We start from the raw sequence: 15,633 nt of genomic DNA, 5'->3' as shown, positions 1-15,633 counted from the left end.
GACGCTACCTATGGGCCCTTTTCCCGAAGATACCCTGCGGTCGCAAGGCCAATACGACAAGAAGGACCAGGTAGCCCGACAAAAGTTGAAACCCCGGCCCTAAAAAATGCGCGCCGAGGAGCTGGGCCAGCCCCAGGATCATTCCTCCCAAGAGCGTTCCAATCATACTCCCCACACCACCGATGATGACAACGCCAAACGCTATGATGAGATACTGCGGGCCGGTATGAGGATAGAAAGTGAATGTCATGCCAACCAGGATCCCAGCTATTGCCGCGGTCATTGCAGCGATGCCCATCGCATAGGCGTAAGTGATGCCCGTGTCGACACCCATCAACTGCGCGGCGCCCTCGTCGTCCGAAGCGGCCCGAATAGCTCTCCCCAGATTAGTGCCCTTGAGAAACCGGTGCAGCGCAGCGATCGTGATGATGCCCACAAGAAACCCTATGAGGTACGGAACCGGCACTCTCAGAGTGTCAGAAACGCGGATTGTGCGCACTGACAGGTCAGTCGCCAGGGATCGGGCATCCGGGGAAAAGACCAGCAAGAGTGCATTCTGTAAAATGACCGAGACCCCGAGAGTCACGATCAAAGGCGGCTCCATTCCTTGATGCAGCACTCGATTGAACAGGTATCTTTGCATAAGGAAGCCGACAACAAACATGGCCGGGCCGACAATGACAATAGAAAGTAGTGGGTTTACTCCGGCCATCCCCGTACACACCAGGCACAGATAGCTTCCCACGATCATCAGGTCGCCGTGTGCCAGGTTGACCATCTTTACAACCCCGAAGATCATGGACAACCCGACCGCCACTGCCGCGTATAGCCCGCCGAGCAGAATGCCGTTCAAAATTGGTTGTAAAAGGTCTTGCATGGGCAATCCTTGAAGATAAGTCAGTTATACCGGTTGCCAAAAGTAATGTCCGTTTGGCCAGAAGATAATCAATCTGGTCTTCAGATCGTATCTGCGGAGCCTACTTTTCAAGAGCGTTATATCGCCCGTCGTTCCCGCGAAGGGGGGAACCCAGGAAATCCCGCGAGACGCGGTCCTGGATTCCTGCCTCCGCAGGAATGACGGAATGGAGTGCTTGCCAATCGGACAAAAATTATGGCAACCGCTATAAAGACCCAACAATCGGACATGGGTAACGTTTCCCCGGGGCCGGATCAGCGCTCCATGGAGGGATGAGCCATGGAAACTGTCTCAAGACTCGGAAGGAAGTCCAATTCGTGGCACGACCAGCAATGGTTTGGCTCTTGTCGCCCTCACCCCGGCCCTCTCCCAAAGGGAGATCGAGCCGTCTGGAGCCGCTACTATGGCACCAGGCCTAAATACACGTCGACCACCTCTCGCGCAGCCATGACATCACGAGGGTTGCCGGAAGCTAACATTCTGCCGTTTGACAGCACCAGCAGCCGTTCCACGCCGTGCACCATCATTCGCGGTATATGTTCCACCCAGATGATCGTTATGCCCGTTTCATGCAATTGGCGGACTATTCGCAGGACCTGCTGCAACTCGGCATCCGTCACTCCGCCGGCGATTTCGTCCAGTAAGAGCAGCCTCGGGCTCGCTCCAAGGGCTCGGGCCAGTTCGAGCATCTTCCGTTCAAGCGAGTTCAAGGCTGATGGGAAATCGTTTTTTCTGCCGGACAATCCGGTCTGCTCCAGGAGACCCTCGGCTTTGGACCGGCCTTCTCGCTGACTCAGACCTCCGCCGTGAGTAACGGGTACAAGGACATTTTCGTACACTGTTAATCGGGGGAAAGGCCGTGGTACCTGATATGTCCTTCCAATCCCCAGCCTGGATCTGGCGGAAGGCGATTGGCCGGAAATATCCTCGCGGTCCAGCGCAATGGAACCCCGGTCCGGTTTCGAGCACCCTGCCAAAAGGTCGAACAGAGTGGTCTTACCCGCTCCGTTTGGTCCGACCAGGCCCAGCAGGGCCCCTCGCCCCACCTGGAAAGAGAGGTCGTTCACCGCTTTGACGCGGCCGAATTCCTTGGTGAGATGGCTTACCGTTAAAATGTCCGTCATGCTTACACGGCGGGATTGTGAAGGACGCCGGGCCGGAACCGCCACGGCCCGCGGTCTGATTACCTTCAGTTTGTCAGGGGTTAACAGGAATTGGGAACATGAGTTCGGCTGTCTTCGGGATCTCTCGATGTCCCTTATTGTAGATAATTTCCAACTCCCACGGCCATCTTTTTCCTTTTACCCACTGGCCGCCCACCAGCGGGGTTTCGGCATAATGTTTGTCATTATACTTGATGTGTCCCACGATTGTATCCATATCCGTCGCGGCCACAGCCTGCCGAATCTTTTCCCGGTCCAGGCTGCCGGCGCGTGAAAGAGCGTCGAAAGCAATTTCAAGGGCCGCGTATTTGAAACCGATAGGCTGGGTCCAGGGCTTGCCGGTTTCTTTGCTCCAGGCTTCGCAGAGTGTCTCAGCAGTCTCACCGGTCAGCGACGACTTGAAGGGATGATGAGGACTCCACCAGACTTCCGACGTCAATCCCGCGGCTAGATCGCTGCCTATCGCCTGAACCGCGGATGGAAACAGAATTGCTTTGCCGATGCTAGCGACCTTGGGTACGAACCCCAACTGCCTGCACTGGCGCCAGGCCGCGGCCCAGTCAGGGGGAATGACGACTCCCGTGACTATTTCTACGTTTTCCTTTTTGAACAGGTTGACAAATCCGGTGTAATCTCTCGTGAAATGAGGAAATCTCCCCGGATCGATCACTCTGTATCCGCGTGGGGGAAGCTTTTTCTTGAACAGGTCCGACCATTCCTTGCCATCCGCATCATTCGGCCAGAAGCCGCCCACAACTTTGTTGGTCCGATCTGCACACAAATCCCACATGCCGATGTAGAGGTCCGTCAGGGCATCAACTGTCCAGAACGCATGGTAACACCACTTGTAAGGACCTCCTGTCATCCACGCCTCCACCGGTGCGTCCAGCGAGATGCACGGCATCCCATAACGCTCGCAAATCGCGGCCACCGGATTGACCGTATCCGGCGTGTGCAGGACAACCATGAGGTCTATTTGATCCTGGAGGATCAGCTTCACCGCGACTTCACCCGCTCTGGTCGGATCACTCTCGGTGTCGACCATCTTCATTCGGACGGGCAATTTCTTGCCATGCTCTTCGACATAAATTCCGCCTCGGCCATTGATTGCTGCCAGGGCCCGTTCATTGGCCCAAGGGGAGGCTTCTCCGAAGTCAGCGAGAGGTCCTGTGGATGGGTTGGGCAGGCCGACCAGGATGTGGTCTCGTCTCTTGGAAGCCCTGGCGACAGGGCCAGGCGACAACGCAGATGTCATTGCGAAAGCTGTTCCCGCGAGCCCGACTTTCTTGAGAAAGTCGCGCCTGCTTTCGAGCCGCCCGGTTTTGCGTTTCAATACCAGTCTCCTCATCCAATACCGACTCGCGCTCAAAGAAAGGGATTTGGGTGCCCATTTTGTCCGGCACTGATCTGCGCAAGCGGTTTGGCGCTACCCTATACCAGTTCGAGGTCAAAGAAGTGATCTAGGTGGGAGTAGATTTATGGTCGACCGTCAAAATCCCTCCTGACCCCCCTTTAAAAAAGGGGGGAAGTCAGGGCATTACCCCCCTTTCCGAAAGGGGGGGTGGGGGGATTTATTGATACGGACCAGATCCGGATATCACCTCTTTGATAGCGCATCGGTATTACCGCTAGGTTTTTCGTTAGATTGCGGATCGGCATGAAGCGTACTGTCGTGCAAGCACCGAAAACATGCAACCAATAAATTACGGGGAGAACCTTTTTGCAGCAAAGGTTCTCCCCGTAGTTTTCGGCCCCCTGTGGAGGCCGTTTTATCATGCCAAGGGCCTGTCAGCGAACCCTGAAAATCGGATATGGGTTACGGCCGTATGCGACTCCGTGGCAAGGCAACTTCACCGACGGGCATGCCGTGTCAAAGGCGCAAGTCACCGCCTGGGGCTGAAACGCGGGAGGCCGGCATGGAACGGCACATGGATTGAGCACTGGCGGAAAAAGGCAAGGCGCTGAATAAAATTGATTAAAGCATTCGGCATCGCGCTGACATCCGAAGGTGAACACAGCGAAACAGTTTCCCAACGGGGCCCATACCAGCGCAACCATACTTGAAAAGAGCAGGATACAGATCAATCGTTTCATTGCAATCTCCAGGGATGAAACCCGGCAGCCTGTTTCATCCGTAAGATAAACTCAATAAATTTAATACAATAATAGCACTAAAGTAAGCATAATGTCAAGAATAACATTAATTATTCATTACCCATCGAGTTATGGAGGAAGTGAGCGTCATTGTCGTGATGGCAGGCAGTTGTGGGGCAGGCTTTCCAGCCTGCCTAAACTAGAGTCTCACCGACGGCAGGCTGGAAGGCCTGCCCAACAAAAACAGTCCACTCATTACATGACCCAATGTTCTCAATCAATCATCACAAGGCGCAGTCAGCATTGGTCGTCATGATAGTTTGACCTTTTGGCTGGTCGTTGGCATCTTAGATAAAGTATTATCAAGGCTGCCTACAACAGGAAGTTGCCAGAACCAGATACCCGAGGAGGGGCCATGCCAAATTACCGGAAGCAGCAATTGGGGATTCCTCGAGGAGCCGGTAAACCAAAGAAACGAGAATTTGAGAACTTCCGCGCCACCGAATTGTATTGCCCGAAGTGCCAAAGGTCCATGCCTGTTAGAGAGCGGTTGCTGCTAATACTTCCCGAAGGCGAAAAGTACGAATATCTGTGCGCCCGCTGCGGCACGTCGGTGGGCGACAAAATCGTGAAGGAAGAACCAAAGCCTATCCTGATTATCTAGAACCGATGCTATCCAGGCCAATACACTTGTCATTGGCCACGCCAGCCGCCAACAATCCGAAGCCCCTTGCCTTTCATCTGCGGCCAAGTCTCACGATGTATGCCAGGCCCGGTATTCCCAAAGCAAACGCCCAGAAAAAAGATAGAACGCGAAACACCAATGTGGCGGCCAAAGATCGCGCGGGGTCCAATCCGAACATTTGAGGCACCTGGATGACCACCGCGTCGAAAATACCTAAAGACCCCGGGGTAATTGGTATCAGATTGGCCACGTTGCCGAGGCTCGACGTTACAAGCACAGCGGAGGCCGACAACGGCATCCCCAGAGCCCTATAGATAAGATAAAAAGCGGCCGCCAGAGCAAAGGCAATGACAAGCAAAGAGCAAGCCAGCGAAAAAAGCAGCCGGCGATCTCTTGTCAGGAGGTGCCAAGAATGCGCCGCTTGGAGGACCAGTCCCAACAGGCCGGTCATCTCACGCTTTACAGGAGGAGGAAACAAGCTCAGGTACAGGCAAAAAACGAAAAGCGCCACCACAATGACGGTCAGGGCCGGATGAATAAATCCATGAATCCAACCCAGGGCTATGAGCGCGACAATGGCCAGGGCGCTGTTTATTAGAGCCACCAGCACAGCGGTGCCGGCGTAGATTGCCGCAAACGCCTGGAAATCCAACCCGTGGACCTTCTTCAGATACAAAGCGAGTCCGCCGGAACCCCCTCGCATCGGCATTATGAGGTTCCCGAGAAGCATCCCCGCGGTGAGCGCCATCAACTCCAAATAGTGCAGCGAAAGCCCAAAATGATTTAAGAACGCGTTCATTTGGTACGCGTTTATCACGTAGCATGCCAGAATCAAGAATCCCGCGGCGACTGCCTCCGGCAAGGAAATCGAAGCCACGAAAGCAAAATCCTGGCGGTTGGCGTACACGTAGTACGCGCTCAAGCCGATGAACGCTACCACAATCCCATATCCCAGGACCGCGCGTGCAACCCTTCCCCCGCGGTCGGCTGGGACAGCCTTCCCGTTTTGCGTTTCTCCTTTGTTAAGAATTCCGGACATAGATCATACCCGAGCCATTCTCGCTTCCGTGCCGCGCCGTGGGATAAGACCATATAGCCCGCACGGGCGTCCTGTCCAGCAAATCCTCTTATGACCGGCCGCTCTTCATGTAAACGGGGAAGTTCCGGAATGGTGTTTCACCGCAGTAGGCACGCAGATGTAGGGGCGCCGCATGCCGTGGCCCTATTCCGCGATCTCCGCGGCCTCTGCGGTGAAAGCTCTTCAGCCTTGATCGGCTCTTAGCCAGAGGGGCGCCATCAAGTCCCTCATTTTCTTTGTGTTGGCTTTCAGCCATTCTTTACTGGGGTATTTCCCGCAACAAATACGGCCGCGCAGTTCTTCCACGAGTGGATGGCGGGGAAATTTTTCCTTGAATTCCTCGTAGGTATGGCAAAATTCACGAAAGGCCGATGGCATGGTAGTCTCCAGATCCTTAAATAATAACCATCATAATCATCCGTCATTAAAGTTAGACCATCATACAAAATTTATGTTCCATTGATTATTATCTGTTATTACAAAACTTATTAACTAAATCATGCCAGTTGGCACAAATTCTGACCTTTGGAACTGCCGGCGCTCAGAGAACTCGGTAGGGCCCAGAGCCTGCCCCGGACCGCGATCCGGGGTCCCTGCCAGGTCACGCCCTAGGCGTGATTGATTGGTATCCTAAAAAGGTGCCGGCACGAGGGCCGGCACCTGATTGGCTGTTGGGTGCCACTGACCTGGGCACCAGGTCAGTGGTGATTTGGACCCATGGTAATTGCCAAAATTGATGTCCGTTGGCCCCCGACGGCCCTCCTGCCATTTCTGCTTTGCACACCCCGTCGTTCCCGCGAAGGCGGGAACCCAGGGAATCCAGCGAGACGCGGGACTGGATTCCTGCCTCCGCAGGAATGACGGAATGGAGTTCCCCCGAAACGGACAAAAATTTGACAACTACCATAAGTCATCCTCACCGTTTGAAAGCGAACCCGTATAAGAGGCGCTTTTCGTAATCAAACACTGTCTTTGACATTTGCTGCAACTCGAAACCGCGCGAGTATCCAGACGGTCCAAAAAAAACGGGCGGCCATTTGGCCGCCCGCGGGCTTCACAACTCCCCTAAAATCAGGAAACGCGGAACTTGTAAACTTCGTTGGTGTGCGGATCAATCACGTGGACCGCGCACGCGATGCACGGGTCGAACGAATGGACCGTGCGGAGAATCTCAAGCGGTTTCTTGGGATCTGCCACAGGCGTACCGATCAGGGCGTTTTCCACAGGACCTTTCTGGCCTTTGGCATCAGCCGGTCCAAGGTTCCAGGTGGAAGGAACAACTTGCTGGTAGTTCTTGATTTTGCCCTTCTCGATATTGATCCAATGCCCGAGGCTGCCACGAGCCACGTCGGCCAGACCGGCTCCCATACCGCTTGTGCTCTCGTCAAGCTTGTACGAGGTAAAGGTCTTGGTGTCACCCTTCTTGATGTTCTCGATTAGATCCATGGTCCACTTTTCGGCTCTCTTGGCATTGACCAGGCACTTAATGCCGCGGGCCGCCAACCGGCCGAGGGTGGAGAACAGCGCGTCGGGACCGACTTGCAGCTTCTTGAGGGCCCCGTCCACGTTTTCTTTGATTTCCTTGTTTCCACCGACATAGGAAACCAGGCACTGAGCCAGAGGACCGACTTCCATGACCTTGTCCTCGTACCTGGGGGCCTTGAGCCAGGTGTACTTGCCATTTGTGTCAGGCTTGGCGCCCTTGAGCGCGTCACCCATCAGCGGCTTGGTTTCGCCTACGGAAGGATGCAGAGGCTTGTCACCCTCATACCATGCGTGTGACACGTCTTCGGTGATCTTCGACACATCCACAGGCGCCAGCTTCAGTTCGCCGTTGAGGATGGCCCCTCTCGGGAAGTAGAAGGTCTCGGGTTCTTTGTCGCCTTCAGCGAAGTCGCCGAACGCGAGGAAGTTCTTGTTTCCACCGATTTTCGCCCAGTGCTTGTAGAAGCCGGCCACTGCAAGCAGGTCGGGGATGTAGACTTCCTCGATGAAAGCTATCTGCTCTTTGAGCATGTACAGATAGTGCGCGATGCGGTCCGCATCGAGCTGTTGGATGACTGTGACGCCGCCCGGGAGGTGGCCCTGGAGGTGGGGGTTCTTCGCTCCCCAGATGGCAGTCATCTGCGCGGCATGGACCTGTTGGCGAAGGTTGTCCAGATAATGTCCCACCGCCATGAGGTTGGCTTCAGGCGGGAGCTTGTAATCCGGGTGGCCCCAATAGGCGTTGGCAAAGGGACCCAGTTGGCCGGAGTCCACAAAGGCCTTGAGTTTGCCCTTAAGCCCCTCGTAATACTTCTTGCTCTGCGGGCGGCCACTGACCGCGTTGGACAGGTCCGCGGTCTTACCGGGTTCCGCCTTCAGAGCGGACACCACGTCGACCCAGTCAAGCGCACACAACTGATAGAAATGCACCGGATGGTCGTGCATGTTCTGCGCCGCATGGGTGAGGTTACGGACTATTCTGGCGTTGGGCGGGATTTGAATCTTAAGCGCGTCTTCAACAGCCCTGACGCCGGCCAGTGAGTGAACCAAGGTGCAAACGCCGCATGAACGCTGCGTAAGCAGGTGAGCATCTCTCGGGTCTCTGCCCTGGAGGATGATCTCAAGGCCCCTGAAGAGAGTCCCGCTACTCCAGGCGTCTTTCACCTTGCCATTCTGAATTTCTACCTCTATGCGCAGGTGACCCTCGATTCTCGGGATGGGGTCAACGACGACTCTTGCCATAGTATCGCTCCTTTTCGATGTTCATCTTAAATCGTAGGTTGAGTTACTGGTGACAACCCGGATCTAGCTTTTCTGAACGTAGAAGGGGCTCATGTTGTCCCAGAATCCCGGTTCGCTGCACCCTATGCAGGGGTGACCCGCGCCGATGGGCCAGTTGGTTCCCTGGTTCCACTTGATGATCGGGCAATTGTTGTGAGTCTCGGGACCCTTGCAACCCACCTTGTACAGGCACCAGCCCTTGGCAGCGCCTTCGTCACCGAACTCCTTGACGAACTCTTCGTTCTCAAAGTGTCCTCTTCTCTCACAATTGTCGTGAATGAGGTACTGGTAAGCGAACAACGGCCTGCCTTTGTCGTCAAGCGCAGGGAGCTTGCCAAGCAAGAGGAAATGCACAACTGTGGCAACCATGTTGTCGGCATTGGGCGGACATCCATTGAGGTTGACCGTCTTCAACCCGGTGGCTTCCGCAATGCTCTTGGCGCCGGTGGGATTAGGAGCGGCAGCCTGTACGCCTCCGGAACATGCGCAATTGCCTACGCAAATCACCGCCGCGGCGTTTTGGCCGACTTTCTTAGCTATTTCCAGAAACGTTTTGCCATGGATTTGGCCGTACACGCCGTTGTCCTTGGTCGGAATCGCTCCTTCCATGATCGCTATGTACTTGCCCTTTTCCTTGTTCACCACGTCATCCAGAACCTGCTCCGCCTGATCGCCGGCCGCGGCCATAATGGTCTCGAAATAGGCCACGTTGAGAACGTCCAGAACGATGTCTGCCGCCCACGGATATGTGGTGCGAATGAAAGACTCCGCGCACCCGGTGCACTCGGCAAACTGCAACCACACCACGGTGGGGCGTTTGGCGGCCACGGCTTCTGCTATCCTCGGAGCAAAGGACAGAGGAAGCCCCAAAACGGTGGCCATGAACCCGCAGAACTTCATGAAGTCCCGCCGGGTAACGCCTTTAACTGCCAACCTTTCGGGAACATCAAAAGACTTGTCCATTATTAACCTCCTTGCATAGACTCTCGGATCTACCTTCTACTCAGTATCACACGGAAGCAAGCTTCGAAATGCCGACCCCCCTCACAGCATTTCGGCTCCCTGTGGGAACACGACAGTTTGTATTATTTTGATCTGTTGGAAATCGTTTAAAAGCGAAACGCAATAAAAACATTCCTTGTAGAGCGACCGCTACACTACTTTACATAAGCGTGAAAATCAAGCCGAATATACAGCGATTCCGCAGTGCTACATTTTATTTCAGCGTAACACGAGGGTCTATACGCTTTACTGAACCTCTGATGCCGCAACGCTGCAATTATCAAGGAACCTTTGTCAGCTAACCGCCCGTTCCTACTTCACTATCCTCGGAAGCCATAAGTCAGGCATTCCGTCCCAAATTTCACTCCTCGGAACACCTTTACCGGTGACCGACTCGAGAATTTCCTTAATCTGCATCCGGCCAAGTTGTCGCGGCATATCCTGTTCGATCGAGGAAGGCTCACAGGCTTTCTCGCGCGGCGGTGAGAGTCCTTTCAATGTCCTCATCGCTGTGGGCCGCGCTGACAAACCAGGCTTCGAAAGGAGACGGTGCCAGATAGATGCCTCTGTCGAGCATTCCGCCGAAGAATTGGACAAATGCCCCTCTGTCTGCCTGCAGGGCCTCTTCGTATGAAGTCACCGGGCCGGGATGGAAAAACACGGACAGCATGGATCCGACTCTGTTGATAGTGTGGGGGACGCCTTTCTCGCGGAGAATCTCCGCCATCCCTTTTTCCAGTATCGCGGCTTTTCTTTCAAGGTCAGCGTAGGGGTTGTCTCTCAGAAGAATCTTGAGGGTGGTCAGGCCTGCTGCAACCGCCAAGGGATTCCCTGAAAGCGTGCCGGCTTGATAGACCCCTCCGACAGGGGCCAGATGTTCCATGATGTGCCTTGGGCCCCCGAACGCGCCTACGGGCAATCCGCCACCGATGATTTTGCCCAGGCAGGTCAAATCGGGCAATACTTCGTAAAGTTGCTGCGCACCGCCTGCTGACAGACGAAACCCGGTTATGACTTCATCGAAGATCAACAAGGCGCCTTCCCTGCTGCAAACGGCCCTGAGGCCGGCTAGGAATCCCGGTTTGGGAGGGACAACCCCCATATTCCCGGCCACGGGTTCCACCACCACAGCCGCCAGTGTGCCCGGATTTTGCTCTATCCAGTTCTTGACCGCATCCAGATCGTTAAACGGGAGGACGACAGTGTGTTCAACCACTCCCGACGGCACACCCATCGAATCGGGAATGGCGAACGTTGCCGCGCCGGAGCCGGCGCGGGCGAGCAGGGCGTCGCTGTGGCCATGATAACACCCGGAGAACTTGATTATCGTGTCTCTTTTCGCGAACCCTCGCGCCAGTCGAATTGCGCTCATGGCCGCCTCAGTTCCGGAACTGACAAGCCGGACCATGTCAATTGACGGCACCATTTCGGTGATGGTTTGCGCCATCTCCACCTCACGTCTGGTAGGGGCGCCGAAAGACGTTCCGTCCTTCATTGTCCTTTCCAACGCCTGTAAGACCTCCGGGTGCGCATGGCCAAGAATCAGCGGACCCCATGATCCGACGTAGTCAATGTACTCGTTCCCGTCCTCGTCCATAATCCGGCATCCCTTACCGGACCGTATGAAACGCGGAAGTAACCCGACTGATTTGAAGGCCCGCACAGGAGAGTTCACACCTCCGGGAATGACTTGAACCGCGTCCTTAAACAGCTCTTCAGACACTTTGCTGACACTCATCAATCGCCACCTTCCAGATCCCCTTCATCAAAATAGGTCATACTCACCTTTTTTAGCTCGCGCTCGCTGAACAGGATTTCGTAGTCCCCCAGGCCCGTTGTTTCGGACATTCGGCGGACAATGTCCAGGCACTCTTCTTGTGAGGCTGCGTGAACCATTGTGAAAAGCGTCCCCCCGTTTTTGCCGAAAGGGGGCCTCTCATAGCAGTGGGTAACCTCGGCAAAGGATGCGAGACGCTCTCCGACCTGTTCTATCCTCTCCGGTTGAACTTTCCACACTATCATGCCGTTAAACCCTATGCCGGCTTCAATATGCCTTATCATGGCTCCGATCCGGCGGATGATCCCCTGTTCCAGCATGCTCTTTGTGCGCCGGATCACCTCATCCTCGGATACCTTCAGGTCTTTTGCCAATTGGTCGTATGGCTCGGGCGAATCATCAAGATCTCCCTGGAGGGCTACCAGGATCTTCTTGTCCAACGGGTCCAGTTCAACGTGAGACATTTGCAACCGTCCACCGGAAGGATGGTAACACCTTTGTGTTACGATGGGGGAGGCATGCAGGGGGAGATGCGTCTCCACCTCCATGGTCACCGGGCGCAGAGCCGCCTCAAGCCCGGTGAACCCTTAGACACATTGCTATGGCTTCCTACGTATAATTCCTTTACTATATACATCAAATGAAGGCTGTGAACAGAGAAAATGCGGACCTTTGCATTGTGTTCCCCATGGGCATGGAGGCCTATCCTTTTCTCCGCCGTGTGGAAGTGCTTCGCAGGTGGAAAAGCGGCGGTGCTATTTACAGGGAGGTGTTCTTCGAAGGGAACGTTTTCGTGACAGTCCGCTGCGGGATCGGGCCGGTAAAGGCTGCTGCGGCTGTGAAGAACCTGGACAGGAAACCCTCAGTCATCATCAATGCAGGCACCGCAGGAAGTCTCGTGAAAGACGTGAACTTCAGCGAACTGGTCATTTCTCGCGAAACACTTTTCGGACACGAACCGGGCAACTTGCTGACATCTTCCGGTCCGCTGGTTCAAACAGTTGCCGCGGCCTGTCTTTCAGCCGGTGTAAGCCACAGGATCGGGCGTATCGCCACGGTCAATGCCCCGGTCTTTGCCCGAGAAGACAGAGAGAGGCTTCACTGCTTCACAGGGGCCCAAGCAGTAGACATGGAAAGCCACGCGATCGGCGAGGAGGCTAAGGAACTCGGCGTTCCTTTTGTATCTGTTAGGGTAATTTCCGACGATTTGGATTCCCCCCCGCTTCCGACTCACCGCGATCTAAAGAACATATTCCGACACCCGCTAAGTGCCCCGGCTGAACTGAAGCGATTCGTTCAATGGAAGAGGTTCCTCGTGAATTTCGGGAAGGCAGTGCATTTGCTGCATCCGGTCTTGGTCGGACTGGTCAGGACATATCGGAAAGATAAGCCTTTCTTGGGACCACAGGCTTCCGAGCGATATTGACAGAGGGCCTTTTAATGGGTGCCCCACAAAAAATACCACCCTGCGAAAGCCGGAATGCTCACCATCACTCCACCAAGATTGTGCTTGACGGAAGCAACGATGGGGAGTTACCCTCGAAAAACCTTTGAAAGCCGTTTACCGCGACGGATCATGGTCTAAGGCCGGGTGCACCAGACCGCCAACAGCTAATCTCCGAAGTGGGTGCAAAGCCCCTGAGATGAAGGAAACGCAGCGTGACTGCTGCTCCTGCAATTACCTTTTACGTTCATTGACTCTGGTTTTGACTAAATAGGAGAGGGGCAGGCCCATGGAATCCTGGTGGCTGGGTTTGAGTTTACTCAACAAGGCCTTTGTGATATCAGCCCTGGCCTTCACCGTGCTCTTCCTCTGGCAGATTGTGATCATGATCATGGGCATGGACACCGACGCCCACGCTCACATCGGCGCTGAAGGCGTCGATCACGGCGACTTCGGCCACGCCGGTGACTCCGGGGGCGAGAGCGGGCACGAATACGGCGGTGAGGCAGCCACTTTCACCTTTGTATCAATTCGCTCAATCATAGCTTTCGGGACGCTGTTCAGTTGGGCCGGTGCGCTCTATCTAGCCACCGGGGTCTCGGCAATCCTCGCCATCTTGTACAGTGCTGCCTGGGGATTGGTTGCCATGTTTGCGGTGTCCTACGTGCTCTATTGGCTGCTGAGCCAACAGGAACGCGGCAACGCCTCCGTGTGGACCGCGATTGGAGAAGAAGGCACGGTTTACATGGACATTCCCGAGGGCGGAACAGGCAAAATACGAGTTATGGTTAGCGGCGCAATCAGTTTTGTGAACGCTCGCTCCCGCGACGGCGGCCCATTGACATCCGGCGCCGAAGTGAGAGTGGTCGGTGTTGTGAACGACAACACGGTAGAAGTTGAGGGAATTCGGAACCCGGAGGAGGGATGAGATGGTGACAGCGTTGAGTCTGACGGTCATCCTGGCGGTGGTCATTTGTGCGCTTTTGTGGGTATTTATCGGCCGTTATAAGAGATGCCCGTCCAACCAAATTCTCGTCGTTTACGGGAAGACCGGCCAAGGGGCGGCCAAGTGCGTCCATGGCGGCGCAGCCTTCGTGTGGCCGGTGCTCCAGTCGTACGAGTGGCTGGACCTGGAGCCTTTCGTCGTTCCCATCGAACTGGCAAACGCCCTTTCTCAGGAGAACATCCGCGTCTCCGTTCCCACCACGGTCACCGCAGCCATCAGCACTGAGGAAGGCATCATGCAGAATGCAGCGGTGCGGTTGCTGGGGCAAGGTATCGAAGATGTCCGAAAACAGGCGCAGGACATCATACTCGGCCAAATGCGAGCCGTAATTGCAACAATGAGGATAGAAGAAATCAATCGCGATCGGCAGGCGTTCATGGCCAAAGTGAACGACGCGGTTTCTGTTGAACTTGAAAAGATAGGCCTTACGGTAATCAATGTAAATATCAAAGATATCGAGGATGACAGCGGGTACATCAGGGCCCTTGGCCGTAAGGCTGCCGCGGAAGCGGTCAACCAGGCCCTGATCGACGTGGCTGAACAGGAGAAGCTGGGGAAGATAGGTGTCGCGGAGCGAGAGCGCGATCAGCGTAAAGCGGTGGCCGCAGCTAATGCTCTGGCTACTGTCGGCGAGGCCGAAGCCGACCGCGATAGAAGAAAGGCTGTGGCAGCAGCCGAAGCCGGCGGTGCCGTCGGCGAGGCCGAAGCCGGTCGCGACAGGCGCCAAAAGGTGTCATTGCTTGATGCGGACGCTGTAGAGACCGAAACTATGGCCAATGCCAAGAAGGCAGGGTTCCAGGCCGGCCAGAAGGTAGCGGAAGAAGAAGCCAGGGGCAAGGGCCAGACAGCCGCGGTGCAGGCTGACGCCACGATTCGCGTCGCACAGGAGGACGCACAGCGGCTTGCCGAGGAGGCTCGCGCTCGCCGTGAAGAAGCCAGGCTAAAGGCCGAAGTAGTGGTGCCTGCCCAAGCTGACCGCGAGAGGGCGATTGTGGCCGCTGAGGCCGAGCGCCAGAAGAGGGTGCTCGTGGCCAAAGGGGACGCGGAATCGGTCCTCGTTAAGATGCAAGCCGAGGCCCAGGGCGCTCAGGCCCAGTTGGACGCCAAGGCCGCGGGTTACAAGGCCCTGGTGGAATCCTGCGCTTCAGATCCTTCCGCGACTGCGGTGCTGCTGTTGATCGAAAAGCTGACCGAACTCACCGGCCTTCAGGTCGAAGCGGTCAAGAACCTGCCGATTGACAAGATCGTAGTCTGGGACAGCGGCGGTGGTGACGGAGGCCTTTCCGACCTTGGGCGTCGTTTCATGGGGGTGATTCCACCGATGCACGAACTTGCTAAAATGGTTGGATTGGAATTGCCGGAGTTTCTCGGCCGAGTTCACGGCAAAGCACCATCCGTGACTGCACCGCCTCAGACACCGGTGGATAAGAAATGATCTCTTATATAGTGATTCTCGAAAGTTCTTTCTGAATGGAACCGCACTGCTGGACAAGCCAGCAGTGGCACCCATAGGTCAATCCGTCATTACTTTCGAGAACTGCCATAGCAAGTGTCAAAATAATGTCCGACTGCGAAAAGCGCCTCCTGGAAATCGGTAGTGCCGGCCTCCGTGCCGGCATATTTTCTCTCGGGAGCAGGATGCGGTGAGCCCAGCGAACCGCATCAATCGAGCCACATGAACGCGAATCCCGCGTCTCGCGGG

General features: G+C 55.4%; 13 protein-coding genes. 4 read left to right on the top strand and 9 right to left on the bottom strand.

Features of this window, described 5'->3' with window-relative positions:
* Positions 1–4: 4 nt before the first annotated feature.
* The 3 genes from HY913_17920 to HY913_17910 all read right to left on the bottom strand — a co-directional run bounded on the left by HY913_17920 (position 5) and on the right by HY913_17910 (position 3,412).
* Positions 5–877, bottom strand: coding sequence for a branched-chain amino acid ABC transporter permease (locus HY913_17920; protein MBI4965157.1), 873 nt, complete (start codon positions 875–877; stop codon positions 5–7).
* A 440-nt stretch (positions 878–1,317) separates the two neighbouring features.
* The gene (locus HY913_17915) at positions 1,318–2,040 is read right to left on the bottom strand and encodes an ATP-binding cassette domain-containing protein (protein MBI4965156.1); all 723 of its coding nucleotides are present in this window, start codon (positions 2,038–2,040) and stop codon (positions 1,318–1,320) included.
* A 73-nt stretch (positions 2,041–2,113) separates the two neighbouring features.
* The gene (locus tag HY913_17910; protein ID MBI4965155.1) at positions 2,114–3,412 is read right to left on the bottom strand and encodes an ABC transporter substrate-binding protein; all 1,299 of its coding nucleotides are present in this window, start codon (positions 3,410–3,412) and stop codon (positions 2,114–2,116) included.
* Between the two features lie 1,200 nt (positions 3,413–4,612).
* Here HY913_17910 and HY913_17905 point away from each other — a divergent pair.
* Positions 4,613–4,837, top strand: a complete 225-nt coding sequence (locus HY913_17905; protein ID MBI4965154.1) for a cytoplasmic protein — start codon at positions 4,613–4,615, stop codon at positions 4,835–4,837.
* 73 nt (positions 4,838–4,910) lie between these two features.
* Here the strand turns inward: HY913_17905 and HY913_17900 are convergent, their stop codons facing one another.
* From HY913_17900 to HY913_17875, 6 genes are all read right to left on the bottom strand, one after another.
* Positions 4,911–5,897 (bottom strand): flippase-like domain-containing protein, encoded by a 987-nt coding sequence (locus HY913_17900; protein ID MBI4965153.1) that lies wholly within the window; start codon positions 5,895–5,897, stop codon positions 4,911–4,913.
* A gap of 222 nt (positions 5,898–6,119) precedes the next feature.
* A complete protein-coding gene (locus tag HY913_17895) occupies positions 6,120–6,314 on the bottom strand; it encodes a hypothetical protein (GenBank protein ID MBI4965152.1) in 195 nt (64 codons plus the stop codon).
* Positions 6,315–7,007: 693 nt separating this feature from the next.
* Positions 7,008–8,663: a nickel-dependent hydrogenase large subunit gene (locus HY913_17890; GenBank protein MBI4965151.1), complete on the bottom strand. Its 1,656-nt coding sequence runs from the start codon at positions 8,661–8,663 to the stop codon at positions 7,008–7,010.
* Between the two features lie 63 nt (positions 8,664–8,726).
* The gene (locus HY913_17885; protein ID MBI4965150.1) at positions 8,727–9,665 is read right to left on the bottom strand and encodes a hydrogenase small subunit; all 939 of its coding nucleotides are present in this window, start codon (positions 9,663–9,665) and stop codon (positions 8,727–8,729) included.
* A 499-nt stretch (positions 9,666–10,164) separates the two neighbouring features.
* Positions 10,165–11,442, bottom strand: coding sequence for a glutamate-1-semialdehyde 2,1-aminomutase (hemL, locus tag HY913_17880; protein ID MBI4965149.1), 1,278 nt, complete (start codon positions 11,440–11,442; stop codon positions 10,165–10,167).
* A complete protein-coding gene (locus HY913_17875) occupies positions 11,442–11,945 on the bottom strand; it encodes an Lrp/AsnC family transcriptional regulator (protein MBI4965148.1) in 504 nt (167 codons plus the stop codon). The genes hemL and HY913_17875 overlap by 1 nt, the downstream gene beginning before the upstream one ends.
* A 185-nt stretch (positions 11,946–12,130) precedes the next feature.
* Between HY913_17875 and HY913_17870 the strand changes: the two genes are divergently transcribed.
* The 3 genes from HY913_17870 to HY913_17860 all read left to right on the top strand — a co-directional run bounded on the left by HY913_17870 (position 12,131) and on the right by HY913_17860 (position 15,366).
* On the top strand, positions 12,131–12,907 hold the full coding sequence (locus HY913_17870) for a hypothetical protein (GenBank protein ID MBI4965147.1): 777 nt from the start codon (positions 12,131–12,133) through the stop codon (positions 12,905–12,907).
* A 307-nt stretch (positions 12,908–13,214) separates the two neighbouring features.
* The gene (locus HY913_17865; GenBank protein ID MBI4965146.1) at positions 13,215–13,853 is read left to right on the top strand and encodes an NfeD family protein; all 639 of its coding nucleotides are present in this window, start codon (positions 13,215–13,217) and stop codon (positions 13,851–13,853) included.
* 1 nt (position 13,854) lies between these two features.
* Entirely contained in the window at positions 13,855–15,366 is a 1,512-nt protein-coding gene (locus HY913_17860) for a flotillin family protein (protein MBI4965145.1), read from the top strand.
* Positions 15,367–15,633 lie beyond the last annotated feature (267 nt).

It is taken from the genome of Desulfomonile tiedjei (genome assembly GCA_016212925.1).
Taxonomy (GTDB): domain Bacteria; phylum Desulfobacterota; class Desulfomonilia; order Desulfomonilales; family Desulfomonilaceae; genus JACRDF01.
Note: the sequence above shows the minus strand (reverse complement) of the source record. Positions and strands in the feature narration are given on the sequence as shown.

Excerpts from the sequence above, each read along its gene's own strand:
- HY913_17920 (MBI4965157.1), bottom strand. The coding sequence starts at position 877 with ATGCAAGACCTTTTACAACCAATTTTGAACGGCATTCTGCTCGGCGGG.
- HY913_17915 (MBI4965156.1), bottom strand. The coding sequence starts at position 2,040 with ATGACGGACATTTTAACGGTAAGCCATCTCACCAAGGAATTCGGCCGC.
- HY913_17900 (MBI4965153.1), bottom strand. The coding sequence starts at position 5,897 with ATGTCCGGAATTCTTAACAAAGGAGAAACGCAAAACGGGAAGGCTGTC.
- HY913_17895 (MBI4965152.1), bottom strand. The coding sequence starts at position 6,314 with ATGCCATCGGCCTTTCGTGAATTTTGCCATACCTACGAGGAATTCAAG.
- HY913_17890 (MBI4965151.1), bottom strand. The coding sequence starts at position 8,663 with ATGGCAAGAGTCGTCGTTGACCCCATCCCGAGAATCGAGGGTCACCTG.
- HY913_17885 (MBI4965150.1), bottom strand. The coding sequence starts at position 9,665 with ATGGACAAGTCTTTTGATGTTCCCGAAAGGTTGGCAGTTAAAGGCGTT.
- hemL (MBI4965149.1), bottom strand. The coding sequence starts at position 11,442 with ATGAGTGTCAGCAAAGTGTCTGAAGAGCTGTTTAAGGACGCGGTTCAA.
- HY913_17875 (MBI4965148.1), bottom strand. The coding sequence starts at position 11,945 with ATGTCTCACGTTGAACTGGACCCGTTGGACAAGAAGATCCTGGTAGCC.
- HY913_17865 (MBI4965146.1), top strand. The coding sequence starts at position 13,215 with ATGGAATCCTGGTGGCTGGGTTTGAGTTTACTCAACAAGGCCTTTGTG.
- HY913_17860 (MBI4965145.1), top strand. The coding sequence starts at position 13,855 with ATGGTGACAGCGTTGAGTCTGACGGTCATCCTGGCGGTGGTCATTTGT.